Annotated in this window: 17 protein-coding genes; 7 read left to right on the top strand and 10 right to left on the bottom strand. The window is 66.7% G+C overall.

The features are described from left to right. Positions 1-164 precede the first annotated feature (164 nt). Entirely contained in the window at positions 165-2,609 is a 2,445-nt protein-coding gene (locus ACX12D_RS26090) for a heavy metal translocating P-type ATPase (protein ID WP_459376340.1), read from the top strand. Positions 2,610-2,749: 140 nt separating this feature from the next. On the opposite strand, the gene ACX12D_RS26085 is transcribed toward ACX12D_RS26090, so the two are convergent. From ACX12D_RS26085 to ACX12D_RS26050, 8 genes are all read right to left on the bottom strand, one after another. Beyond that, on the bottom strand, positions 2,750-3,640 hold the full coding sequence (locus tag ACX12D_RS26085) for a polysaccharide deacetylase family protein (protein ID WP_459376339.1): 891 nt from the start codon (positions 3,638-3,640) through the stop codon (positions 2,750-2,752). Positions 3,641-3,653: 13 nt separating this feature from the next. Beyond that, positions 3,654-4,706, bottom strand: coding sequence for a bifunctional UDP-4-keto-pentose/UDP-xylose synthase (locus ACX12D_RS26080; RefSeq protein WP_052495092.1), 1,053 nt, complete (start codon positions 4,704-4,706; stop codon positions 3,654-3,656). Then, positions 4,703-5,662 carry a formyltransferase gene (locus ACX12D_RS26075; protein WP_459376338.1) on the bottom strand — a complete coding sequence of 320 codons (960 nt, stop codon included), beginning with the start codon at positions 5,660-5,662 and terminating at the stop codon, positions 4,703-4,705. The genes ACX12D_RS26080 and ACX12D_RS26075 overlap by 4 nt, the downstream gene beginning before the upstream one ends. After that, positions 5,650-6,642, bottom strand: a complete 993-nt coding sequence (locus ACX12D_RS26070) for a glycosyltransferase (protein WP_459376337.1) — start codon at positions 6,640-6,642, stop codon at positions 5,650-5,652. Before ACX12D_RS26070 ends, ACX12D_RS26075 begins: the two co-directional genes overlap by 13 nt. After that, positions 6,621-7,784, bottom strand: coding sequence for a DegT/DnrJ/EryC1/StrS family aminotransferase (locus ACX12D_RS26065; RefSeq protein ID WP_459376336.1), 1,164 nt, complete (start codon positions 7,782-7,784; stop codon positions 6,621-6,623). Before ACX12D_RS26065 ends, ACX12D_RS26070 begins: the two co-directional genes overlap by 22 nt. 41 nt (positions 7,785-7,825) lie before the next feature. Beyond that, on the bottom strand, positions 7,826-8,197 hold the full coding sequence (locus tag ACX12D_RS26060) for a DMT family transporter (protein ID WP_043355625.1): 372 nt from the start codon (positions 8,195-8,197) through the stop codon (positions 7,826-7,828). Next, positions 8,194-9,966, bottom strand: a complete 1,773-nt coding sequence (locus tag ACX12D_RS26055) for a glycosyltransferase family 39 protein (RefSeq protein WP_459376335.1) — start codon at positions 9,964-9,966, stop codon at positions 8,194-8,196. The genes ACX12D_RS26060 and ACX12D_RS26055 overlap by 4 nt, the downstream gene beginning before the upstream one ends. A gap of 502 nt (positions 9,967-10,468) precedes the next feature. Next, on the bottom strand, positions 10,469-11,032 hold the full coding sequence (locus ACX12D_RS26050; RefSeq protein WP_459376334.1) for an HdeD family acid-resistance protein: 564 nt from the start codon (positions 11,030-11,032) through the stop codon (positions 10,469-10,471). A 233-nt stretch (positions 11,033-11,265) separates the two neighbouring features. Between ACX12D_RS26050 and ACX12D_RS26045 the strand changes: the two genes are divergently transcribed. Then, positions 11,266-12,087, top strand: coding sequence for a hypothetical protein (locus ACX12D_RS26045; protein WP_459376333.1), 822 nt, complete (start codon positions 11,266-11,268; stop codon positions 12,085-12,087). A 132-nt stretch (positions 12,088-12,219) separates the two neighbouring features. On the opposite strand, the gene ACX12D_RS26040 is transcribed toward ACX12D_RS26045, so the two are convergent. Then, positions 12,220-12,528, bottom strand: a complete 309-nt coding sequence (locus ACX12D_RS26040; RefSeq protein WP_043355619.1) for a hypothetical protein — start codon at positions 12,526-12,528, stop codon at positions 12,220-12,222. 348 nt (positions 12,529-12,876) lie between these two features. Next, positions 12,877-13,815 (bottom strand): amino acid ABC transporter substrate-binding protein, encoded by a 939-nt coding sequence (locus ACX12D_RS26035; protein ID WP_459376332.1) that lies wholly within the window; start codon positions 13,813-13,815, stop codon positions 12,877-12,879. 272 nt (positions 13,816-14,087) lie between these two features. Between ACX12D_RS26035 and ACX12D_RS26030 the strand changes: the two genes are divergently transcribed. The 5 genes from ACX12D_RS26030 to ACX12D_RS26010 are packed head-to-tail and all read left to right on the top strand — an operon-like array spanning position 14,088 to position 23,907. Further along, positions 14,088-15,887: a DUF2138 domain-containing protein gene (locus ACX12D_RS26030; protein WP_459376331.1), complete on the top strand. Its 1,800-nt coding sequence runs from the start codon at positions 14,088-14,090 to the stop codon at positions 15,885-15,887. A gap of 26 nt (positions 15,888-15,913) precedes the next feature. Further along, positions 15,914-16,582 carry a DUF1175 domain-containing protein gene (locus ACX12D_RS26025; protein ID WP_459376523.1) on the top strand — a complete coding sequence of 223 codons (669 nt, stop codon included), beginning with the start codon at positions 15,914-15,916 and terminating at the stop codon, positions 16,580-16,582. Between the two features lie 5 nt (positions 16,583-16,587). After that, positions 16,588-21,339 carry an alpha-2-macroglobulin family protein gene (locus ACX12D_RS26020; RefSeq protein ID WP_459376330.1) on the top strand — a complete coding sequence of 1,584 codons (4,752 nt, stop codon included), beginning with the start codon at positions 16,588-16,590 and terminating at the stop codon, positions 21,337-21,339. Positions 21,340-21,346: 7 nt separating this feature from the next. Beyond that, positions 21,347-23,086, top strand: a complete 1,740-nt coding sequence (locus ACX12D_RS26015) for a DUF2300 domain-containing protein (RefSeq protein ID WP_459376329.1) — start codon at positions 21,347-21,349, stop codon at positions 23,084-23,086. Further along, a complete protein-coding gene (locus tag ACX12D_RS26010; RefSeq protein ID WP_459376327.1) occupies positions 23,083-23,907 on the top strand; it encodes a YfaP family protein in 825 nt (274 codons plus the stop codon). The genes ACX12D_RS26015 and ACX12D_RS26010 overlap by 4 nt, the downstream gene beginning before the upstream one ends. Positions 23,908-23,998: the final 91 nt, after the last annotated feature.

The raw sequence follows: 23,998 nt of genomic DNA, 5'->3' as shown, positions 1-23,998 counted from the left end.
ATTATATAGGCAGCAAGCGTGACCCTTGTGCAACTGTGGCTTAAACCGTGGTGCAAAGGTGATCTCAGGCGCGCGCATCGATTGATGTGCAGAGAACACTTGACCCTGTAGTCGCTTCAGGGTCTTAAATGGGCGGTAAGCAAAAACAAGCAGGGAAAACCGCCATGCCTAGCGCAACGCCAGACCAAGCTTCGCTCCGTGACCCATCTTGCTGCGGTCATGAGCATTCTGATGCACACGAACACGCGCATAAGCACGATCAAGCACACCAGCACAACCATGGCCACGATCACGGCCACGATCACGGCCACCAGCACGGCCACCAGCACAGCGATGATCACGGCCACGGCCACCAGCACGCTCAGGCGGCCGGCGCCGCTTGCTGTGGCAGCGCGAGCATGGCGCCTCCGATTGCCGTAGCCGTTCCTGCCGGCGCCGCCGAGGCCAGCTATCGCATCGACGCGATGGATTGCCCCACGGAAGAGACCCTGATCCGCAACACGCTGGGCAGCATGGCCGGCGTGGCCGCGCTGCAGTTCAACCTGATGCAGCGCGTGCTGACGGTGCACCATACGCTGGACTCCCTGGAGCCCGTGGTGCGGGCCATCGAGAGCCTCGGCATGAAGGCCGAGCCGCTGTCGGAGCAGGCTGCGGCGCTGCCGCCGCAAGCCGCCAAGTCGTGGTGGCCGCTGGCGCTCGCCGGCGTGGCCGCGCTCGGCGCGGAGGCCGTGCAGTGGCTGCAAGTGCCCGGCCAGGAATGGCTGGCGCCCGTGCTGGCGTTGGCGGCTGTGGCAATAGCCGGGCTGGGCGTCTACAAGAAGGGCTGGATTGCGCTGTCCAATGGCAACCTGAACATCAACGCATTGATGAGCATCGCTGTCACCGGCGCCATGCTCATCCGGCAGTGGCCAGAGGCGGCCATGGTGATGGTGCTGTTCGCGCTGGCCGAGCGCATCGAAGCGGCGTCGCTGGACCGTGCCCGCAATGCCGTGCGCGGCCTGATGGCAATGGCGCCGGAGCAGGCCACGGTGCAGCAGCCCGACGGCAGCTGGCTGCCCGTGGAGGCTAGCGCGGTGGCCATCGGCGCCTTGGTGCGCCTGCGCCCTGGCGAACGCGTGGCGCTCGACGGGCGGGTGTTGCGTGGCCAGTCCACGCTGGACCAGGCACCGATCACTGGCGAGAGCGTTCCGGTCGACAAGACCATCGGCGATGCACTTTTCGCCGGCACCATCAACCAGGCTGGCGAACTGGAGTACGAAGTCACCGCGCCGGCCAGCGGCTCCACGCTGGCGCGGATCATCCACGCGGTAGAGGCGGCGCAGGGCAGCCGCGCGCCCACGCAGCGCTTTGTCGACCGCTTTGCCCGCATCTACACGCCGCTGGTCTTCCTTGGCGCGGTGCTGGTGGCCGTGGTGCCGCCGCTGGTGATCGACGGCGACTGGAGCGCATGGATCTACAAGGCGCTGGTGCTGCTGGTGATTGCCTGCCCGTGCGCGCTGGTGATCTCCACGCCGGTAACGATCGTGAGCGGCCTTGCGGCCGCGGCGCGGCGCGGCATCCTGATCAAGGGTGGCGTCTACCTGGAGCAGGGCAAGGATCTGAAATGGCTGGCGCTGGACAAGACCGGCACCATCACCCACGGCAAGCCGGCCCAGACCGATTTCCAGCCCCTGGGCGCAACCGCCGCGGCAGGTGCGGCGGCTAGCGATGCGGCGCGCGTGATGGCGGCCAGCCTGGCAGCCCGGTCCGACCATCCGGTGTCGATGGCCGTGGCCAATGCCGCGCGTGCGCACGGCATCGTTGCGCTGGAAGTGCAGGACTTTGCCGCGCTGCCCGGGTACGGTGTCAGCGGCAGCGTGAACGGGCGCAGCTATTACCTGGGGAACCATCGCCTGATCCACGACCGCGGGCTGTGCTCGCCGGAACTGGAGGCTACGCTGGAAGCGCTGGAGCGGCAGGGGAAGACGGTTGTGCTGCTGGGCGCGGATCACGGCGTCGAGGCGCTGTTCGGCGTGGCGGACACGGTCAAGGACAGCAGCCGCGAGGCGGTGGCTGAGCTGCACGCGCTGGGCGTCAAGACGCTGATGCTGTCGGGCGACAACCCGCATACCGCGCAAGCGATCGCAGCGCAGGTGCAGATCGACGAGGCACGCGGCAATCAGTTGCCGCAGGACAAGGCAGACGCCATCGCTGCGCTGAGCGTGAAGGGGGCAGAAGGGGCGCCGGGTAATGGCAGCGGTGGCAGCAATGGCAGCAAGCGCGTCGTGGTGGGCATGGTGGGTGACGGCGTCAATGATGCGCCCGCGCTGGCCCGTGCCGATATCGGTTTCGCCATGGGCGCGGCCGGGACCGATACGGCGATCGAGACCGCCGACGTGGCGCTGATGGACGACGACCTGCGCAAGATCCCCGCCTTTATCCGGCTGTCGCGGCAGACTTCGACGATCCTGAAGCAGAACATTGCCCTGGCGCTTGGCATCAAGGCGATTTTCCTGGCACTCACGGTCATGGGCCTGGGCACCATGTGGATGGCGGTGTTCGCCGATATGGGGGCGAGCTTGCTGGTGGTGTTCAACGGGTTGCGGCTGGCGGGGAGGGACCGTAGCTGAACGTTGCCGAGGGTCCGCCAGGACCTTCGACAACGCGGCAATGCCGTTCGAAGGCATTCCCACTTTCACCGCGGTCCGGCTCGACGTCTGCGACGCCGGTGCCATGCAGCGGTTGAGCGACGCTTACGCCGGCCAGATGCCTACGGCTGCAGGATCAGCTCGCCGCTTCGTCCCTCGATCGCGCCCCACGTCACCGGCAGTTGCGGCAGGGCGCTGCGATCGATGTGCCGGTAGAGCGTGGCCATCGACACCAGTTCATGCCCCTGCGCGCGCCAGCCATCCAGCAGGCGGTTGAACACCGGCGCAAGCTTGCCGCCCTCGAGTTCGGTGTGCAGGGTGAACACGTGGTCGCGCCCATCTTCGCTCAGGCGCAGCACGGCCTGGTGGACGTTGTCTTCCGTCAGGTCGCCCACGCCGATCAGTTCGTCCAGCGTCGGCAGCGTGGTTGGCATCTGCACGTGGCGGCATGCCACGCCATTGACCGTGGGGATATACGGACCGGTGCCGCGGCCATCGGACGCGTACACCATGCCCCAGTCGTCGATCTGGCGGAAGGCCTCATTGTTCATTTGCCAACCGGCCGCGCCATGGGTGGGCGGCGCTTCGCCGAAAATCTCGACGTAGCGGTCGAACGCACTCTGCATCTGGCGCCGGGTCCAGGCCGCATCGCGCTCGCGCACGTTGTCCTGCCAGTAGACGTGATCCCAAGTGTGGATGCCGCACTCGTGTCCTGCCGCACGCGCCGCGCGCATCTCGGCCGCGCCCTTGCGGCCGATATCGGGACCGGGCAGCAGCACGCCGTACATCAGCGTGCGCAAGCCATAGTTCGACACCACCGAGGTACGCGACACCTTCTTCAGGAAGCCGGGACGGAATACGCGCCGCAGCGCCCAGCCGGTATGGTCGGGGCCGAGACTGAACAGAAAGGTGGCCTCGGCCCGCACGCGGGCCAGCATGGCGAGCAGCGCCGGCACGCCTTCGCGGGTGCCGCGCAGCGTGTCGACGTCGACCTTCAGGGCGATACGGGCCATCGGGTGCGTGCGCTCAGTTGGCCGAATCGACCAGGGTGCGCGCCTCGATCACCTTGCTGCGGTAAGCCTCGAAGATGGCGCGCAGCGCGTCTTCCATGCTGACCTCGGGCTTCCAGCCGAGCTCTTCCACGGTGTTGTCGATCTTCGGCACGCGGTTCTGCACGTCCTGGTAGCCCTTGCCGTAGAAGTCGCCCGAGGAGGTTTCCACGATCTGGGTCTTCTTGGCTTCTTCCGCGTACTCGGCGTAGTCGCCGGCCATCTTCAGCATCATCTCGGCCAGCTCGCGCACGGAGTGGATGTTGCGCGGGTTGCCGATGTTGTAGATCTTGCCGGTGGCGATGCCGTTCGGGTTCTCGATGATGCGCATCAGTGCGCTGATGCCGTCGGTGACGTCGGCAAAGGCACGCTTTTGCGCGCCGCCGTCCACCAGCTTGATCGGCTCGCCGCGCACGATGTGGCCGAGGAACTGGGTGACCACGCGCGAAGAACCTTCCTTCGATTCGAAGATCGAGTCCAGGCCGGCGCCGATCCAGTTGAACGGGCGGAACAGGGTGTAGTTCAGGCCTTGCTCCATGCCGTAGGCGTGGATCACGCGGTCCATCAGCTGCTTGGAGCAGGCATAGATCCAGCGCGGCTTGTTGATCGGGCCGCAGATCAGCTCGGACGTTTCGGGATCGAACTCGTCGTCATGGCACATGCCGTACACCTCGGAGGTGGACGGGAACACCAGGTGCTTGCCGTACTTCACGGCGGCGCGCACGATCGGCAGGTTGGCTTCGAAGTCGAGTTCGAACACGCGCAGCGGCTGGCGCACGTAGGTAGCGGGCGTGGCGATGGCCACCAGCGGCAGCACCACGTCGCACTTGCGGATGTTGTACTCGATCCACTCCTTGTTGATGGTGATGTCACCTTCAAAGAAGTGCATGCGCGGATGGTCGATCAGGTCGCCAAGGCGATCGCTGGACATGTCCATGCCGTAGACTTCCCACGACGTGGTTTCGAGAATGCGGCGCGTCAGGTGGTGGCCGATGAAGCCGTTGACGCCAAGAATCAGGACCTTTTTCATCGGTTTTCCTCTTTGGACAATGCGGTAAGAAATGTGGAAAGCGCGGCAGGCGAGACGGGCGCGGGTTGGGCGCCATCGTCCAGCAGTTCGCGTACAAGGATCAGGCCGCCATCGCCGCACACGCCGACGATCTGCCCGTCGATCACGTGCAAGCCCGGGCGGGCGGCGCTGGTGGACTGCAATTGGGCTGCTCCGCCTGCGCTGCCGGCATGCGGCAGGCGCGCCTGCGCCACCACGAAGCGGCGCGAGCCGGCATCGGTGAAGGCGCCGGGATAGGGCGGTGCGACTGCGCGGATCAGGTTGTAGACCTGCGCGGCGGGCTGCTGCCAGTCGATGCGGCCGTCCTCCGGCTTGCGCCCGGAGAAGTAGCTGCCTTCGGCCAGGCGGTTGGGCAGCGGCGTGATGTTGCCGGCCATCATGGCGGGCAGGGCACGCCACAGCGTTTGCTCGGCGGCCACGGTTACTTTCTCGAAGACCTCGCCGGCGGTGTCGTCGGGCAGGATCGGCACTGACGTCTGGTCGACGATGAAGCCGGCATCCGGCTTGGCTTCCATCGCATGCAGCGTGGCGCCGGTCTCGCTCTCTCCGTGCAGCACCGCCCAGTTCACCGGCACGCGGCCGCGATACTTGGGCAGCAGCGAGCCGTGCATATTGAACGCGCCTTGCGGCGCCAGCGCCAGCACTGCCGCGGGAATCATCGCGCGGTAGTAGAAAGAGAAGATCACGTCCGGGCGCGCCGCAGCCACCGCGGCGGCCAGCGCCGGATCGGCGGGGTCTTCGCCGTAGGTGACAGGCAGGCCGAGTTCGGCGGCGGTATCGGCAACGCGGCGGAACCAGATGTTCTCATCCGGGCGGTCGCGGTGCGTCACCACCAGCGCCACTTCCACGCCGCGCGCGTGCAGCACGCGCAGGCAACGGTCGCCGACGTTGTGATAAGCGAAGACTACTGCGCGCACGGGACCTCCGTCGCTTTTTGCTGTTCCGGCGTGCCTTCAAGCACCGCCTGGATGCGGTAGCGCGGACGGTTGCGCACTTCCTGGTAGATGCGGCCGATGTACTCGCCCAGCAGGCCGATGCCGAACAGCATGATGCCAACCAGGAAGAAGTTGAAGGCGAGCAGGGTGAACACACCCTGCACTTCCGCGCCAAGCACGAAGCGCCGAACCAGCAGCACGGCCACCAGGCCCGCCGATGCCAGCGACAACAAGGTGCCGATGGCGGAGAACCACTGCAGCGGCACGATGGAGAAGCCGGTGACCAGGTCGAAGTTCAGCCGGATGAGCTGGAACAGCGAATACTTGGATTCGCCGGCGTGGCGTTCTTCATGCTCGACCACGATCTCCACCGGATTGGAGGAGAAGGTGTAGGCCAGCGCGGGGATGAAGGTATTGACCTCACGGCAGGCATTGATGGTGTCGACGACATTGCGGTCGTAGGCACGCAGCATGCAGCCCTGGTCGGTCATCTTGATGCGCGTGATGCGCTCGCGCAGCCGGTTCATGGCCCGGGACGCAATGCGGCGGAACGCCGTGTCGTTGCGCTCGCGGCGGATGGTGCCAACGTAGTCATGGCCTTCGCGCATGGTTGCCACCAGCCGCGGGATTTCCTCCGGCGGGTTTTGCAGGTCGGCGTCCAGCGTGATCACGATCTGGCCGCGGGTGTGCTCGAAGCCAGCCAGGATGGCCATATGCTGGCCAAAGTTGCCGTTGAACAGCACGACGCGCGTCGTGTCCGGGCGCTTGTGAAACTGGCTGGCCAGGATCTGTGCCGAACGGTCGCGACTGCCGTCGTTGACGAAGATGATCTCGTAGTTGCAGCCGAGCCCGTCCATCGCCGGGTAGAGCCGGTCGAACAGGGCTTGCAGGCCATCTTCCTCGTTATAGACGGGAATGACGACGGAGACTTCGACAGGGCTCATTTGAAGAGGCGTTTGCATGTTTCACTAAGAGTTGCGCATACCCGCTCCACGTCGGCGGCTTGCATGGCGGGGAACATCGGCAGCGTGACGATGCCCCTTCCGATGCGCTCGGCGTGCGGCAGCATGCCTTCGCGCCAGCCCAGGGAGCGGTAATAAGAGAACAGGTGCACGGCGGGATAATGCACACCGGTGCCGACGCCTTGCTCGCGCATGGCCTCCATCACCGCGGTGCGCCCGCCCTCGATGCGTTCGGCCGGCAGCACCACCTGGAACATATGCCAGTTGGTGGTGGCCAGCTCTGCGTCACGCGGCAGCGGCAGCTCGATGCCGAGTTCGGCCAGGCCGCTGGCGGCGGCGCAGCGGTAGTACGCCTCGGCCAGTTCGGCACGGCGTGCCGTGATGGCGTCAAGTTGCGCCAGTTGCGACAGGCCGATGGCGGCGTTGACATCGGTCAGGTTGAATTTGCCGCCGGGCTCTTCCACATCCATGCCGTCCATGCCGGTACGAATCACGCCTTGCAGGCGCAGGCGTTCGGCACGTTCGGCTTCTTCGGGCGAGTTCATCACCAGGCAGCCGCCTTCGACGCTGGTGATGTTCTTGTTGGCCTGGAAGCTGAAGCTGACCAGGTCGCCGAAGGCACCGATGCGCTGGCCGCGCCAGCGCGAGTCGATGGCCTGCGCGGCATCCTCGATCACGCGCAGGTTGTGCTTCTTCGCGATGGCGTAGAGGCGGTCCATATCCACCGGCAGGCCCGACAGGTAGACCGGCATGATGGCGCGGGTACGGGGCGTGATGGCGGCTTCCACGGCGTCGAGATCGATATTGCGCGTGCGCGGGTCGATGTCGACGAAGACGGGCTTGGCGCCCACCGTGATCACGACGTTAGCCGTCGCAACCCAGGTAATCGGGGTGGTGATGACTTCGTCGCCGGGGCCGATATTGGCCACGCGCAGCGCGATTTCCATCGTCGCCGAGCCATTGGCGAAGGTGCGCACCGGGCGGCCCCCGAACAGCTCGGACAGGGCGGCCTCGAAGGCGTGCATCTTGGGGCCGGAGGTGATCCAGCCCGAGGCCAGCACCTTGCCCACCTCGGCGATGGCAGCGGCGTCAATATTCGGCTTGACGAAGGGCAGGAAGGCTTGCGCAGCGGAAGCGGTCATGGCAATCAGGCTCTTGTGGCGATGGTGCGAAGGTGTGGTGATCAGGAACGAGCGATGAGAAACACGCCGGCGAGGATCAGCAGAATGCCGGCAACGCGCAGCGGGCCGATCATTTCACCGAACAGCCACCACGCTGCCAGGGCGTTCACCACATAACCGAGCGACAGCATCGGGTAAGCGATCGATACGTCGACCCTCGACAGCCCGACGATCCACACGCCAACGCTGACTACGTACAGCGTCAGGCCAGCCAGCACCGGCCACTGGGTCAGCACGCGAAACGCCGTGGCAAACAGCGTCGCGCGCTCGATGGTGATGGCGCCCACGGCGTTGGTGCCGGCTTTGAGCAGCAGCTGCGCGCACGCATTGAGCAGCACGCCGGTGAAGATGAAAGCGAAAGTAGAGAGCGTCATGGCGCGCGGTTCGGTTCTTGCTGCGGGGCTGCCGGCGCCTGGCCGGGAGGCGGGAAGTTGGTGACCGCGACGCGGCGCTTGTCCTGCCCGATCTTGTACATCGGCACCTTGCTCTCTTGCAGCAGCTTGTAGGTGGCAGCCGACATGATGCCAACGGCGTGCTGGCCATCCTGCCATTTTGCAATAAAGGCATCCAGCGTGGGGAGCCATTTCTGCGGCTCCTGCTTGGTGCCGAACTCCAGTTCGTCCGGCCATTCCACCATGATGGTGGTGCGGCGCAGATAGTACGGCAGCGTGTGGTCCAGCATGCGCACGCCGTAAATCGGCATGTCATCCGTCAGCACGGCATTGATGGCGGGCACCATGTCCACGCCCGAAGTCTGCCGTCCCATGACCTCGTGGCCCAGCAGCGCCACTGTGAAGCTGGTGAACAAGCCGAGCGAGTAAACGGTGATGCTGACCATCAGGCCCTTGCTTGCCAGGAGCTTGCGCGCGAGGAACACGGCGCCGAGCATCAGCACGAAGGCGGCGCCGACCCAGACCGCGAACAAGCGGTACAGCTCGTTGGGCGTATTGTCGGAATTCAGCGTGGCCACCACCGGGCTGGCCAGCAAGCCGATTGCCGCAATGACCAGCATGCCGTTGAGCTGCCGCTTCCAGCTGCGCTCATCGATGTGCTGCAGCGCCACGGCTGCCAGCATGCCGAGCGCCGGGAAGATCGGCACGATGTAGCCGGGCAGCTTCGAGCCGGACAGGCTGAAGAAGACAAAGATGGCAATGGCCCACACGGCCAGCAACAGCGCCGGCTGGAATGGCCGTGCCGGCGCCACGCGTGCCGCCGCGCCTTCGCCACGGACCACTTGCCACATGCGCGGCGCCAGCCCCAGCCAGGGGATGAAGCCCGCCACTAGCAACGGCACGAAGTACCACAGCGGGCCCTTGCGCGAGTGTACCGTCGAGGTATAGCGCTGCCAGTGCTCGTGGATAAAGAAGAAATTCAGGAATTCGGGGTTGCGCTCCGACACCAGCCAGAACCAGGGCACCGTGACGATCAGCATCAGCGCGATGCCGGTGATCAGGTGCAGGCGGCGCCACAGGCCGAAATCCCGCGAGATCAGGGTGTAGATGACCAGCACGAGGCCGGGCAGGGCAATGCCTACCAGCCCCTTGGTCAGGATCGCCACGCCCATGGCCACCCAGCAGGCCCACATCCAGTAGCGGCGGGCGGCCGGCGTAGCCGCCGGGTGCTGCGCGAGCAACATGAAGGCCAGCACGCAGGCCATGGCGCCGGACAGCGTCATGTCCAGCGAGTTGAAGTGCGAGGCCACGCTCCACATCGGCGCGGCGGCCAGCACCAGCCCGGTCAGGAAGGCGGCCCGGAAGCCATACCAGCGATGGGCGGCGAGCATCGAGACCACGAGGCCGACCATGCCGGACAGCGCCACGCATAGCCGGGCCTGCCAGTCGCCTACGCCGAACACGGTGTAGGACAGCGCCGTCACCCACATATGGAAGGGCGGCTTCTCGAAGTACTTGAGTGCGTTGTAGCGGATGGTTACCCAGTCGCCGGTGGAGAACATCTCACGGGCGATCTCGGCATAGCGGCCTTCATCGGAGCGCAGCAGGTGGCGAGCGTCGAGCGTGCCGAACCAGACCAGGAGAATAAACAGGCAAACCAGGACGATGGTGGTCGTGGGCAAGCCGGCAGATTGCGAAACACCTTGTGCGGTGCTTCGCGAGGTGTCTCGCGAGGTCACGGAACTACGCATACGTCTCCTGGAAAGGGATCGGGTGACCGCCATGGCTTGCGCACATAACGACCGGTTCTCGGGCTTGCGGGGTGTGGCGATCCGCGCGCGGGCCGACCGGATGGCTTGTCCCGCCTGCTGCCACACATTCATTGCATTGGCTCGCGATGCCGCGGCCACTTGCATGATGATTAAAGCTTGGTCATACCGCCTAGGCACTGCTAAAAAAGCGGCGTCAGGCTGTTGCCGCAGCGCGCGGCCAGGCTGTTTGACGGTTTCGGGCTGCCCGGGCACCCGGCGAAAACATCACAACGCGGCAGCGACGGCTTTGGTAGACAAGAATTGAAGGCAGGCAATCGTGCCCGTTGCCACGCGCCTTCTGCTTTGTCAGTCCTTCTAGCCGTTACCCCATGGCCAACCGTGGTTGCCAAGTGGCGCGGCGCGCAATGTTAGCACGACCGCCGCAACCCGCCGTCGCGCGCGGGGTCGGCGCACGCGGGGCGGCCGGGGCTGCGCGCGTGGTTTAGCCGGAAAGTGTAGTAATCGGCATGTTTCTGGCGCGGCGCAAGCGCAGCGAGACGCCGATCAGCAGAACGCCGCAAACCACCGCCCAGGCTCCGATCATCCACAGCGCCGCCAGCGCACCGGCAAGGGGTTGCCACAGCAGCACGAAGGCGAGCACGATGCTCGCCAGCCCGGCCAGGATCAGCCACCATTCATTGGGAATGTCCTTGCGCAGGCGGATTGCGGCGACAATTTGCAGCACCCCTGTGGCAAGCGTCCAGGCGGCGATATATAACAGCAGGGAAAACGCGGTGACCACGGGGCTGAACCAGGTCAGCAGGCCCACGCCGAGGCCAAGCAGGCCCTGCAGTGCAAGGATGCCGCGGTCGCTAGCCTCGCGCTGGTTGCCCGAGATGGCCATCAGCAGCGCGCTGATGCCGTCGGCGGCGGCAAAGGCGCCAAACAGGAGTACGAGCGCAGCCAGCGTGGCAATGGGGGCGAAAAAAGCACAAAACCCGAAAAGAACGGCGAGAATGCCGCGCAAGGCCACGACCCACCATAGCTTGGCGTAATACTGAAGCATAGGAACTCCCTGGCAAGCTGCCCGCACGGGCCGGCAGCGACGGCGACCGGCTAAGATCGACAACACGCGCGGGCAAAAACGCGCTAGCTTCTAGCCAGCGCGAGCCACAATGGCTGGCTGGCCTTGCGCGTGGGACGCCTGGTCGGAGCGAGCGGGGGCGTGAAATCATTCTAGACAGGATTCATGTGAGGACAAAGGCGCAATGGCTTAGGGCTGCTTCCATTGCCAGCGCAATGCTGCTGGCCGTGGGCAGCCTTGCACAGGCTCAGACGGTGGCGGTGGCCGCCGCCGCGCCCGAGGAGACGCCGGCGCGGCCTCTTGCCCCGCTGTGCGACGCGCCATGGTTCCGCTCCGGCTCGCGGGTGCAGATGGAAGGCGACGGGGCCATGCCCATGTCGATCACCATGACCTTGCGCCGGGCGACCAAGAACCAGACCGGATGCCGTGCGCAGCTCGAGGTGCGCTCCAAGTCGGCGCTGTCTGCCCTGATGGGGCCGCCGGTCATCATGGACCAGGTCCACATGGTCAATATCGACCGCCGCTCCGACAGTGCCAAGAGCAGTATCGAGAGCGAGCATGCCGTCATCAATGCACAAGGGCGCTATGCCCGCATGTACGGCGAAGCCGCCTTCAGGGGCCAGGGCGTGTTCAGCTACGCGGGCATGGATATCCACGAGGGCGGCACCCTTGACGGCGAGGCGTTCGAATCCAGCGTCTCGCTGCAGATCTATCCGGTCGGCGCGGACGAGGTCGTGGGAAGCATGCGGGCGCTATATGCCTCGATCAGCGTCGGATCCCGCCACGTGGGCAAGCGCCAGATGATCGATACCGTGCTGGGCCGCAAGGAGTGCATGCCGATCACCTACGAGAAGCGGACTTCGCTGGGGCCGCTGATGGTGGGGGAGGAGGTGGTGCAGGTGGAGCCCACGCTGATGCACGTTACCGACTGGTATTGCCCCGCCGAGGCATTCGTGCTGCGCACCGAGATTCGCCAGCAGGACAAGGTGCAACGGATCGACGTCACGGGGATGGATCTGGATACGGCTTCGCCCTGACGCTTTGCCCGCCTGCCGAGGCTGATGCTCCGATAGCAGACAGCTGACAGCAGAAAGCCCGCCAATTTGCATTGGCGGGCTTTCTGCTGTCAGGGCGCCGGACGCCGGATACCAGCGCGGCGCCCCTGCCGATCAGTTCGCGGCTGCGGCCGATGCGGCGGGCTTCTTGCTCTTGCTCTTCTTGCTCTTCTTGGTCGACTTCTTGGCCGGCGGCGCGGAGGCGTCGGTCAGGTCCGTGCGGGTGCTCTTGTTCGCGCCCTGGGAATACGGGTCGAACTTGTCACCGGACTTGGCACCCTGGCTATACGGGTCGAACTTATCGCCCGACTTGGCGCCCTGGCTATACGGGTCGAATTGCTTCTTCCCGGTCGATTGCGCCTGGGCAGCCACGGAGACGGCGCCAATGCACAGCGCGATGGCTGTCGCGACGAACTTGTTCATGTTTTCTCCTGGTAAATGCCGCCTTCCGGCGGTTCGAATACACGGAAACTGACGGCTAAGGCCGCCACGCCGATTGCGTGGGATACCGTTGCCGCGTTGTCCGCTGGTCCTCAGTGTCGCCAACATTTCGCCTGGCTGTCAACATGCGCTGTATTGTGAAATGCACGCTTTGTATCGTCCTATGGAAAGCCGCTATTGCCTTTATCGCCAGGACTTGCTTGACGTTTGGTTATCGGTGTGCGTTTGAGCGCACGTTTCGTTTGCGTTATGTGCAAAATCAAAGCCCCCGCAGGCCTGATGGCGTGCGGGGGCTTTGGTTTTTGGTGGATCGCCGGGCTCCGAAGGCCGTTATTCGGTAGCGACATCCGAGGGATGCTTCCACGCATCGCGGACTTCCGAGCTCGGTGCCAGCGCAAGGTTGATGTTGCGGGCGCCGATTGGCTGCTGGAACCATTGCTTTTGCAGGGCGATCACCTGCGGGCCGGCGAATACCGAGGCCAGGGTCTGGTCCACCAGTTGCTTCCACTGCGGATCGGCCTTGGACATCATCAGCGCATTCTGCTCGATCGACAGAGCGGGACCCACGATCACGAACTGCGAAGGGTCCTTGGCGCGGGCGCGCAGTCCCGACAGCAACACATCGTCCATCACGAATGCCTGCGCACGGCCGGATTCGAGCAGCAGGAAGGATTCGCCATGGTCCTTCGCGTAGATGTCATGGAAACCATACTGGCTCTTCAGGCGGCGCACATGGCGATCGCCTGTGGAGCCGGCGCTGGTCACCACGTTCTTGCCGCGCAGGTCTTCGAAGGACTTGATGCCCGAATCCGCGCGCACCAGCATGCGGACCGTGGAAATGTAATGCGAGACGCTGAAGGCGACCTGCTTCTGGCGTTCCAGCGAGTTCGTGTTGGGCGCGCAGTCGAGATCGACCAGGCCATTGACCACGGCGGGGATCCGGTTCTGCGGGGTGAGCGGCATCCAGCGCACCTTGATCGTCTTCAGTCCGAGCTTTACGCGCGCGGCCTCCGCGGCGCGCAGGCACAGGTCCACCGCGTAGCCCGCGGGCTCGCCCTTGTCGTTGGCGAAGGAGAAGGGCAGCGCCGATTCACGATAGCCCAGCACGATGGTGCCGGTGTCGCGGATCTTGTCCAGCACCGGGCTTTGGGCCTGGGCGGCGTGCGGGGCGGAAACCGAAAGGGCGGCGGCAGCGACGAACGCTAGCTTTGCCAGCAGGCGGGAGGCACGGATCGTGCCGGCACTGGCGAATGTGGCAAACGAGAACATATGTCGAATATTTCAAAAGTGCCGAGGCTACGCCTGTGGCCTGCAGCGGCAAAGTACATCTTTGTCATAAGCAAATATCGGCCGGGAGAGCCGCCTGGGCAAAGGTGCCCGGTCGAAAAGCGCGCTGCGCTGGCGGGTAGCGCCGAGCGCGCGGTTGCGCAGGCGGTCACAAAAATTCACCTTGGCTGGGTTGCGGTTTGATTGATGTGCGCGGTACGCTACCGGGTTCGCTGCGTCTGTGACGTGCAGTGATCACGATCGTGAAGGGAATCATGAAGATTTCGCGCAAGAAAATCGCGCTTGGCACCGCCGCGCTGGCGATTGCCGCTGGTGTGGCCGTGCAAATGGTCTGGCACCCGTTCGGACGCGCCTGGAAGGGGCAGCCCCGCCAGCTTGAACTCGATTTCAGCCGCCCCGATGCGCTGGTCGACAGCGAAAGCCTGTCCAGCCTGCCGCGCGATATGCTCCGCGTGCCGCTGCTGCGCGATGTGCTCACCGAGGATTTCGTCAATTATTACGAAGACAACGAAGGCCGCCTGTCTGCCTCGGGCGCCTTGCGCCGCATTGCCTTCGAGCACGACCTGGACTGGGGCGATGCGTTGCTCAAGCGCGTGTTCGACGAACCGGGCCGGCTCATGGCCTGGCGCGGCGCCGATGGCACCTTGCGCTATTGGGCGCTGTCGATGGAGCGCAACGGGCTGGCCAAGGTGCTGCAGACACTTGGCACGATCGCCCCGGCTGATACGCAGTTGAGCCGCGCCGGTGAAGTCGGCGGCACGCCGCTGTATGCGTTGCGGATCGGCCCGGCCCGCAGCTTGCTGCTGGCGGGCAAGGGCGATCGCCTGGTAGTCCTGTCGGAAGCCGGCATGCTGCTGGACGCTGAAGGCAAGCCCATCGGCGCTCGCGCCAAGGCAGTGGCCGCCTGGCTGTCCGACGACGCCGGCGCGCGCGAGGCCCCGCTGCAATCGTTCGCGCTCGACGCCGCCAAGGGTCCGCCCAAGGGCCATCGCGTGCTGGTGGGCGCGAATTACCTCTCCTTTGGGTACCAGGCATTCTTCCCGGGCATCGAAGCGCTGCGTTTCGATTTTGCCGGCGCCGATTCTAAGTCCGATGCCGGCGACGCCGCCTGGCACAGCGCGGTGCTGGTCGATGGCGCGCGCCTGCCGGGCGCGTGGAACACGGCCGAACTCTGGAAGGCCTTGCCGGCCGATCCCGCGGCGTGCGCCACGCTGCCGGTGGACTGGCAGGCAGCAGGCAAGATGCTGCAGAAGGTCAGCGACGGCAAGGACGAACTGGCTACGCAGGTGGCCCAGGCCTTCGAAGGGCCGGCTGCCGTGTGCTGGTACAGCAAGTCGGCGCTGGTGGCGCCGTTGTTCATGGCCCGGGTCAAGTCGGCCGATGCCGCTACCGCGCTGCGTCCGGTGCTGGCGAGCCTGTTCGAGCAAGTGATCGGCGCCTATGAACCCAAGGCCGACGCGGAAAAGGGCGCCTATGCGCGCCTGCCGGTGCAGAACCGCCAGGGCGCGGGCGGCGCGGTGTTGTGGTCGCGCGCGGTCAGCTCGCCCTACGGCACGCGTGAGGGCAAGGGGGCGCCGTTCGCGGCGCAGCTTTCGGCGGGCGCCTATTTCCCCGTGACGCTGGCACTGGCTGGCAACACTGTGCTGTTCTCGCCTGACGGCGCGTTGGTGGATGACGCGCTGGCGGTGCAGGGCAAGCGCTTCCCCGCGGTGGCCGACACCATGCAGCGCGGCCAGCAGGCCCGTACCGTGCTCAGCTTCACCCCGTCGACGCTGGCGCCGCTGGTGCGCCGCGAAGCCACCAAGGCGCTGCCGGCGGACCAGGAAGCCCTGTTCCTGAACGCGGCGCGCGCTCACCTGTTCCCCAAGCTGAAGACCCTTGCGGCCTACCCGGCGGTCTCGCTGGTGCTGCCCGATAGCCTGCCTTCGGGGCGTGCGTGGGTGCCGGTGACCTGGCAGCAGGCTGGCACACCGCCGCGCGGCGCGCTGGCCGCGGCCCCGTCGATTGCGCCGATGGCGCCGATAGCACCGGCGCCGCAAGAGGCTGCGCAGTGATAGCTGTGAGCCGAGGCCGCCGCTCGATGCTGGCGGCGCTGGCGCTTGCCTTGCCCCTGGCCGGCGGCGGTCGGGCCTGGGCCTTGTCCGGCCTGGCGTCGGACACGCCCGAGGCGGATGCGCTCGATGCCACGCAATCGGCGGCGTTTCGCGCCTGGTTCGTGCGCATCGTCGGTGAGCAACTGCGCCAGGGCCCGACCCCACGCTGGTACCAGCGCGATTGTGCCGGCCTGGTGCGCTTTGCCGTGGGCGAGGCGCTCAAGGTGCATGACGCGCGCTGGCTGCGCGCCAACGGCATGCAAGGCGGCGCCTCGGCCCGCCAGTTGCCGCCGGAGCTTAGCCTGAGCGCTGGCCAGCGCACGCTTGGCCAGCGCTGGACCCGCGCCGACGGCAGCACCGGGGCTTATGCATCCGCCCTGGCCCTGGTGCAGGGCAATAGCCGCTTTGTCGCCAGGAACGTCAACCTGGCCCAGCCCGGCGACCTGCTTTTCTACGACCAGGGCGATGAACAGCACCTGATGATCTGGATGGGCCAGTACCTGGCCTATCACACCGGCACCGTGACCCGTACCGATAACGGCCTGCGTGCCGTCACCCTTTCCCGCTTGATGCAATGGAACGATTCGCGCTGGCAGCCGCAGGAAGGCAATCCCAATTTCATCGGCGTATTCCGTTTCGCCTTTTTGTCGAGGTAAAGACGATGCTTGTCGTCATGACGCGCGCGAGCGCGCTTCTGCGTTCCTCCATCCCCCGCGTGCTGCTGGCGCTTGCCTTGCTGGCAGGCACCCAGGCGGCAGGCGCCGCCGAGCGGCCGAGTGCCACGCTCGATACGGTGCCGTCAAGCGGCTATAGCGCTTTCCAGGGCCAACCGTTCTTCCTGCTGTCGGACGCCAGCTACGGCAGCGACCAGACGGCGCAGGTGCGCCTGGAAGCGCCGGGCCGCGAATACAAGAGCGAGCTGCAGCGCTACGGCGGCGCCGACATCCTCGTGTACCGGGTCGCCGATCCGATCGCCTTCCTGAAGGCGCAAAAGAACCTGCACCGGATCGACGTCAAGGCGAACTACCGCGGCGAAGGCTTGGCCAACACCTTGTCCTACCTGTGGGACAGCTGGTACAAGCAGGCGCGCCGCGCATGGCAACGCGTGCTGTCGTTCGCGACCCGCAGCAAGGCGGTGGAGGACGCGCCGCAGTTCAGCATGGGCGACCAGATTGCCCAGCCGACCCGTTTCGAGAACAACCCGCAGTTCGAGCCGCTCAAGGGCTATGACGTGGTCGAGCGCTTCCGCTACCCGATCTGGGACGCCAAGGAAATCGCGCCGCCCAAGGACGTCAAGCTGGAAGGCAGCAGCAGCGAGTTCCTGCCGCGAGATGCGGGCAACGTGATGGTGCCGCTGGGCAAGCTCAAGCCGGGCCTATACATCGTCGAAGGCATCATCGGCACCTACCGTGCCCATACCTTGCTGTTTGTGTCCGATACCGTGGCCATTACCAAGAGCACCGGCAACGGCATGCTGGTCTGGGCGGCGCAGCGCAAGAGCGGCCGCCCGGTTGCCGGCGCCAGCCTGGCCTGGACCGATGGCCTTGGCGTGCTCCAAAGCGCCACCACTGGTGCTGACGGTGCGGCAGATCTGGCCCACACCAGCCCGGAGCGCAGCTACCTGCTGGGCGTGGATCCGGCCGGCGGCGCGTTTATCTCGGAAAACTTCTACTACGACAGCGAGATCTACAACACCAAGCTGTACGCCTTCACCGACCGGCCGCTGTACCGTCCCGGCGACGAAGTCCGGGTCAAGTTCATCGGCCGCAATTTCCGCAATGCCACCGAATCCGGCCCCGCGGCACCCGGCGATATCAAGCTGGAGGTGCTGGACCCCAACGGCGCGCCGCTGGCCTCGGTCGCTACCGCGCTGGCGGCGGACAACGGCGCCGACACGCGCTTCACGCTGCCCGCCAATGCCCTGGCCGGCGGCTATACGCTGCGCTTCGACTACGGCGGCAATACCTACGGTGGCGCCTTCCGCGTGGCCGAATACATCAAGCCGCATTTCGACGTGAATCTTGCGTTGGACAAGGCCGACTATGCCACCGGCGAGGCGGTCAAGGGCAAGATCCAGCTGCGCTATCCGGACGGCAAGCCGGTCAAGGACGCCAAGCTGTCCATCAGCCTGCGTGCGCAGCAGGTGACGATGGTGGAGGGCGAGCTGCAATATGCCGGCCTGTTCCCGGTCAAGCTGGAGCAGCAGGAGCTGACCACCGACGGCAGTGGCAATGCCGCGCTGGTGCTGCCTGCTGCCAAGGACCCGAGCCGTTACGTGGTGACGGTGTTCGCCAACGATGGCGCGGCCTACCGGGTCAAGGTCACGCGCGAACTGCTGATCGCGCGCGGCGCCACGCCGTACAAGCTGACGGCGCTGGCCAACTTCACCAACCCGGGCCAGAGCGTGACCTTCCAGCTGCAGGCGCTGGCCGCCGCCGGGCAGGCATCGGCGCAGGCGCCGGCCAAGTGGGAACTGGTGCGGCTGGAGTCCCGCACCCGCAGCGAAGGCGCGCTGAGCCCCGCCGCCAACGGCACAGTGTCGTTCCCGGTCAAGTTCGACCAGCCTGGCTCGTACACGCTCTCCGTCAAGGACGGCGCAGGCAACCTGCTGGCCGCCGCCAGCCACTGGGTGGCGGGCGAGGGCCTGCAGACCGTGCCAGGCAATATCGAGATCGTGTTCGACCGGGACCGCTACCGCATCGGCGACACCGCCGAAGCGCTGGTGACGTTCCCGCTCGCCGTCGAGGATGCCTTGCTGACGCTGGAGCGCGACCGGGTGGAGCGGCGCGGCCTGCTGTCCAAGGGCGGCGACTGGCTGTCGCTGGAGAAGGTCACCGACAAGCAATGGCGGGCGCGGATCAAGGTGGGCAACGATTTCAGCCCCAATATGACGTTCTCCGTGCTGTACGTGAAGGACGGCGACTACGTGTTCCAGAACGCCGGCATTGCCGTGGTGCAGCCCACGATCGAGCTGGCCGTCAAGAGCGACAAGCCTGTCTATGCTCCCGGCGAGACCGTCACGCTGGACCTTACCAGCGTCTTCAATGGCAAGCCCGTGCCGGCGAATCTCACCGTCAGCGTGGTGGACGAGATGGTCTACGTGCTGCAGCCTGAAATCGCCCCGAGCATCGTCGACTTCTTCTACCATCCGCGCCGCAACAGCGTGCGCACCACGTCCAGCCTGAACTTCATCGGCTACGACCTTGCCGTGTCGGGCCAGCCCGGTGCCGGTGGCCCTGAGCGAGGCCGCTATAACGAACGTGGCGTGAAGGTGCTGGAGCGCCCGCGCCGGGATGAGAAAGACACTGCCGCGTGGGAGGCCAACCTGCGTACCAGCGCAGATGGCCGCGCGCGCATGAGCTTCACCATGCCTGACTCCCTGACGCGCTGGCGCATCACGGTGCGCGCGATGTCAGGCGACGGCATGGTCGGGCAGCGCACCGCCAGCATCCGCTCCGACAAGGGCTTGTATCTCAAATGGACCGGGCCGCAGCGCTACCGCGCCGAGGACGCGCCGCGCATCGACATGGTGGCCTTCAACCAGGGCGAGCAGGACGTGGCGGCGGACCTTGTGGTGATCGGTGCCGGCCTTAATGTCAACCAGAGCGTGACGCTCAAGCGTGGCGCCAACTACGTGCGCCTGCCGGTGGCGCAGGGCGCTTTGCAGGGCGGCGTGGTCAATGCCGAGATCAAGCTGCAGGGCAAGACGCTGGACCGCCTGCAGACCACGCTCACGGTCGAGCCCACCGGCTGGCTCTCGCAGCGCGAGCTGACGCTGCCGCTGGCCGGCGCCAATGCCGCGTTCAAGCTGCCGGCGGATGCGCAGGACGTGCGCCTGCGCTTCGTCGATGGCGCCGCCAGCCAGTTCGCCCGCGTGGCGGACGACCTGCTGGCCTATCCTTATGGCTGCACCGAGCAGACGGCGAGCCGGCTGATTCCGCTGGCGTTGGCGCAGCGCAGCCTGGCCGCCACCGGCGCGGACACGGGCGGCGGCACCCAGGGCATCGACGCGCTGCTGCGCACCCAGCGCCAGCGCCTGGCGCTGCTGGCTGGGGTCAATGGCCAGTTTGGGTGGTGGGGCGATACGGTGGGCAATAGCGCGCTGCTGACGGCGTATGCCTATTACGCCGACTGGCTGGCAACGCGCGCCGTCGGCATCAGCCTGCCGCCCGATCACTGGAAGCGCACGCTGGAAGCTTACAAGCAGGCCATGAAGGAGCCGCTGCTGCACCGTGCGCTCGCGCTGTGGTTCATCAACGAGATGGGCCTGCCGGTGGCCACGCAGCTCGGTGGGGTGGCCGGCGAGCTCGCTCGCCCCGGCGCCGACGCACCGGGCGCGGCCGTGGGCGAAAGCCTGGTGTTTGCCGCGCCGGATTCGCCGCAAGGCCGCCGCGTGGCGACCGTCCTGGCCGCGCAGCTCTACAAGCAGATCGGCCAGCCGATGCCGGAAGGCCTGGCCAGCGCCGCCGAGGCCGCGCGCCAGACGCTGGCGAGCGATCCTTCGCCGCTGGTGCAGAGCCTGCTGCTGATGGCGGGCAAGGGTGCGGCCACCTCCGACGTGCAGGCGCTGCTGGCCCGCGCCGGCGCTGCCTCACCGACGATTGACCGGGCCGTGACGCTGGTGTGGCTCAACAAGGCCCTTGGCGGCGGGCTGGGCCGCGGGCTGGCCGGCGAGGGTGACCCCGCGCTACGCGTGCCGCAGGGCAACTGGAAGGCTGCGCGCAGCCCGCTTGGCCTGCCGGAATGGCGCTGGAGCGGGGCGCAACTGCCCGAGACGCTCGCGCTTACCGTGCCGCCGAACATGGATGCGGCCTCACAATCGTTCAACACCAATGCCGTGGTGTCATACCGCAGCCGTGCCCAGGAAGCCTCGCGCCTGCCGATCGGCATCGAGCGCAAGCTCTACCGCCTGGTGCCCACGAGCGATGGCGCGGCGAAAGACGGCAAGCCAGCCGAAGCCGCTGCCGCGGGTACGGCCGGCCTGGCCTTCTCGGCCAAGCCGGTCAAGCCGGGCGACAAGCTCGACAGCAACACGCTCTACGTCGATGAGATCGTGCTGAGCCCGCGCCAGGGCACCTACCGCTACGGGCTGGTCGAAGCACCGCTGCCGCCCGGCGGCGAGGTCGAGGGCACGACGTGGGGCCTGCGGATCGACGGCTTGCCGGATCCGGACAATAAGGCCACCGGCCTGCAGCCGTTCCAGCGCGCGGTGACGTACGAGATGGGCATGCTGTCGTATCACCAGCCGGTCGTCTCGCTGGAGCGCCCGGTGGTGCTGCGCCAGTTGGTGCGCTTCTCGCTGCCGGGCAGGTTCAACCTGCCGCCGGTGCGCTACTTCCGCATGTACCAGCCAGATGCCAAGGCCCTGCAAGGCGACGGCAAGACGGCGGGCTTCCCCTTGACGGTGGAGTGAGGCAAGCATGAACGGGGCAGCGCGCATGGCGCCCGGCCGTGCCTGGTGGCGTCGGCTTGCGGTGCTGGCCGCCGTGGGCGCGGCGTGCGCCGGGCCCGCGCTGGCTGCCACGCCCGCGCCCGCCGAGCCCCTGCGCTTCGCGCGGCTCGCGGGAGCGGACGCGCAATTGTTCGGGCTCGACGGCAACGCCGCCGTGCCCGCTGCCACGCCATTGCCTGCCAGCTTGCAGACCCCGTTGGGCAGCGTGTGGAAGCTGTTCGTCTATGGCTACCTGGTTGGCCGCGACAAGCCATCCAACGACTACACCTGCCGTGGCGGTGACCCCGAAGAGGTTTACTGCTGCACGGCCGGCCAGAGCATCGACCGCGAGCGTGCGCTGATTCAGTCCTGTGGACGCTACTTCGAGCCGCGGCGGCTGGGTTTGTCCGCTGCCGACTGGCGCCGTTTCTGGAAGGAGGCAGGCGCGCCCGTGTGGCTGCAGGACATGCAGGCGATGCAGCCCGCTCGCAGCGTGGCCGTTGCCGATCTGCTGGCCGGGCTGCATGCCATGCCCCCCGCCGCGCAACAGGCAGCGGCCGCGACGCTGGTCTCGGTACTGACGGTGGGGCGCGGCGAAGGCACGCTGGCCAGCTATGGCAGCCTGCTGCGCGTCAAGACCTGGACCATGCCGGACCCCGCGCGGCCGGGCGCATCCATCGGCGGCGCGGCCGGCTGGCTTGCCGATGGGAGCCCGGTCTGGCTGGGCGGTCCCGGCGCCAGTGCCAATGTGCTGCGCCGCGCGGCGCCCCGCCTGCAGCCGTTGCTGGCCGCCGTGCCGGTGCCCGATGATGGCGCCTGCGTGCTGGTCGACATGTTCGAGCGCTATCCGCTGCGCGATCTGCAAGTTGCCGGCACTGGCGCAAGTCGCCAGCCCGTGGCGGATGGCCCGCTCAACGGCACCTACCGCGCCGAGTTTGCCAATGGCAACAGCCTGCGCGTGGAAAGCCGTGGCGAACTCACGCTGCTGCGCAAGCCCGGCGCCGCGCCGCGCGTAGTGGGCCGCTTGGGCCTCAATGACTACGTGGCGCGGGTTGTCGAGCGCGAGGGCGACACCACCGAGCCCGAGGCCGCCCGCGCCCTGGCGGTGGCTGCGCGCAGCTACCTGATCCAGCAAGCCACGCGCGAGCAAGGCTGCTTTCATATTGCCGATAGCAGCCGCACCCAGCGTGTGCTGCCGCGCGCACCCACCGCCGCGGCACGGCGCGCCGCCGATGCGACCGATGCGCTGGTGCTGTCCGGCGTGGCCGTGCGTTATCACCACGACGCGAGTGGCCAGGGGCGCATGGCCTGGCTGGAAGCCCGGCGCGCGGCCGGGCAGGGGCAGTCGTTCGATGCCATCCTGGCCCGCTGGTGGCCTCAGGCCACGCTCACTTCGTTCCAGAGCCCCGTGGCCGGCGATTGCCAGGCGGTGGCCAATGCGCGGCAGTGGCTGGCGCAGCGCGCGCCGCAGTGGGAGCGCCGGCTGGCGGCGGAGCCGGGCTATGAAACGCCGCCGCTGCCCGCCGTGTGCGAAGTGCGCGAAGGCCGCCCTTATGCCGACGCGCGCCGCAACCGGCTCTATATCCACCGGCTGGCCAGCGAGGACGACCGCATTGCGCTGGCGCACGAATATCTCCATCTTGCTTTTGCCCGCCACCCGCGCGGGCAGGACGAAGGCTTTGTCGAAGCCATGGCGCGCAAGCTGGTACGTACGCAGAACCCATCATGAATCTCACCCGCAATCTGTCCCGCAACTGGCGCCACGGCGTGCTCGCCCTGGCCTGCGCCGCGGCACCGCTGCTGGCCACGGCCGAGCCGGTTGCCGATCTGGACGGCCCGGTTGGCGGCTGGCGTCACGGCGGCTTGACCAACGAACTCGAGCGCTATACCGCCGCGTATCCCAAGCCGCCGGTGGACCGGGGCACGCAGAAGTACCGCACGCTGATCGAGGGGCGCCTGCGCAAGGTCGGCAAGGAAGGCCGCAAGCCGCCCACGCTGGTGGTCAACGGCACGGCCATGCCGCTGTATGCCGACGAGCAGGGCCGCTTTGCGCGGCCGTGGGCGTTTGGCCGCGGCTCCAACAGTGTGGAGATCGTGTCCGCCGATGGCGCCTCGCGCCAGCGCCTGCAGTTCTACGAGGCCGACGCGACCAAGATCCAGGCCAAGCTGCGCGCGGTGTTGACCTGGGACGATCCCAAGGCCGAGGTCGACCTGCATGTGATTTCACCCGACGGTGGCCATGCCTTCTTTGCCAGCCCCTTGCTGCCGGAAGGGGGCGGTCTGGACGTGGATAGCGTGGACGGCGCGGGGCCGGAGATTTTCTCGAGCGCGGCGCCGCGTCCCGGCGTTTGGTTGTTCTATGTGAACTACTGGGGCAATTTCAACGCTGACGGCTACAACTTCGAGAAAGGCAAGAACGATCGCGACCTGATTACCGCCAAGCTCACGCTGATCTACAACGAGAACACGCTCAATGAAAAGCGTGAGACGCTCGTGGTGCCGCTGCGCAAGCTGGGCGAACTGGCGCTGATGAAGTCGGTGCGTTTCTGATCCGGCACATCGATGAGCCATACTGACAGCCACACTGTGACAGCCGCACTGGTGTCCAGCCAGAAAACCAGTCGCAAAGAAAGCAGGAAGG

The sequence above is a fragment of the Cupriavidus sp. PET2-C1 genome (assembly GCF_054515855.1).
Note: the sequence above shows the minus strand (reverse complement) of the source record. Positions and strands in the feature narration are given on the sequence as shown.

Excerpts from the sequence above, each read along its gene's own strand:
- ACX12D_RS26020 (WP_459376330.1), top strand. The coding sequence starts at position 16,588 with ATGCTTGTCGTCATGACGCGCGCGAGCGCGCTTCTGCGTTCCTCCATC.
- ACX12D_RS26055 (WP_459376335.1), bottom strand. The coding sequence starts at position 9,966 with ATGCGTAGTTCCGTGACCTCGCGAGACACCTCGCGAAGCACCGCACAA.
- ACX12D_RS26035 (WP_459376332.1), bottom strand. The coding sequence starts at position 13,815 with ATGTTCTCGTTTGCCACATTCGCCAGTGCCGGCACGATCCGTGCCTCC.
- ACX12D_RS26090 (WP_459376340.1), top strand. The coding sequence starts at position 165 with ATGCCTAGCGCAACGCCAGACCAAGCTTCGCTCCGTGACCCATCTTGC.
- ACX12D_RS26015 (WP_459376329.1), top strand. The coding sequence starts at position 21,347 with ATGAACGGGGCAGCGCGCATGGCGCCCGGCCGTGCCTGGTGGCGTCGG.
- ACX12D_RS26050 (WP_459376334.1), bottom strand. The coding sequence starts at position 11,032 with ATGCTTCAGTATTACGCCAAGCTATGGTGGGTCGTGGCCTTGCGCGGC.
- ACX12D_RS26060 (WP_043355625.1), bottom strand. The coding sequence starts at position 8,197 with ATGACGCTCTCTACTTTCGCTTTCATCTTCACCGGCGTGCTGCTCAAT.
- ACX12D_RS26040 (WP_043355619.1), bottom strand. The coding sequence starts at position 12,528 with ATGAACAAGTTCGTCGCGACAGCCATCGCGCTGTGCATTGGCGCCGTC.
- ACX12D_RS26085 (WP_459376339.1), bottom strand. The coding sequence starts at position 3,640 with ATGGCCCGTATCGCCCTGAAGGTCGACGTCGACACGCTGCGCGGCACC.
- ACX12D_RS26070 (WP_459376337.1), bottom strand. The coding sequence starts at position 6,642 with ATGCAAACGCCTCTTCAAATGAGCCCTGTCGAAGTCTCCGTCGTCATT.
- ACX12D_RS26010 (WP_459376327.1), top strand. The coding sequence starts at position 23,083 with ATGAATCTCACCCGCAATCTGTCCCGCAACTGGCGCCACGGCGTGCTC.
- ACX12D_RS26065 (WP_459376336.1), bottom strand. The coding sequence starts at position 7,784 with ATGACCGCTTCCGCTGCGCAAGCCTTCCTGCCCTTCGTCAAGCCGAAT.
- ACX12D_RS26025 (WP_459376523.1), top strand. The coding sequence starts at position 15,914 with ATGCTGGCGGCGCTGGCGCTTGCCTTGCCCCTGGCCGGCGGCGGTCGG.
- ACX12D_RS26030 (WP_459376331.1), top strand. The coding sequence starts at position 14,088 with ATGAAGATTTCGCGCAAGAAAATCGCGCTTGGCACCGCCGCGCTGGCG.
- ACX12D_RS26045 (WP_459376333.1), top strand. The coding sequence starts at position 11,266 with ATGCTGCTGGCCGTGGGCAGCCTTGCACAGGCTCAGACGGTGGCGGTG.
- ACX12D_RS26080 (WP_052495092.1), bottom strand. The coding sequence starts at position 4,706 with ATGAAAAAGGTCCTGATTCTTGGCGTCAACGGCTTCATCGGCCACCAC.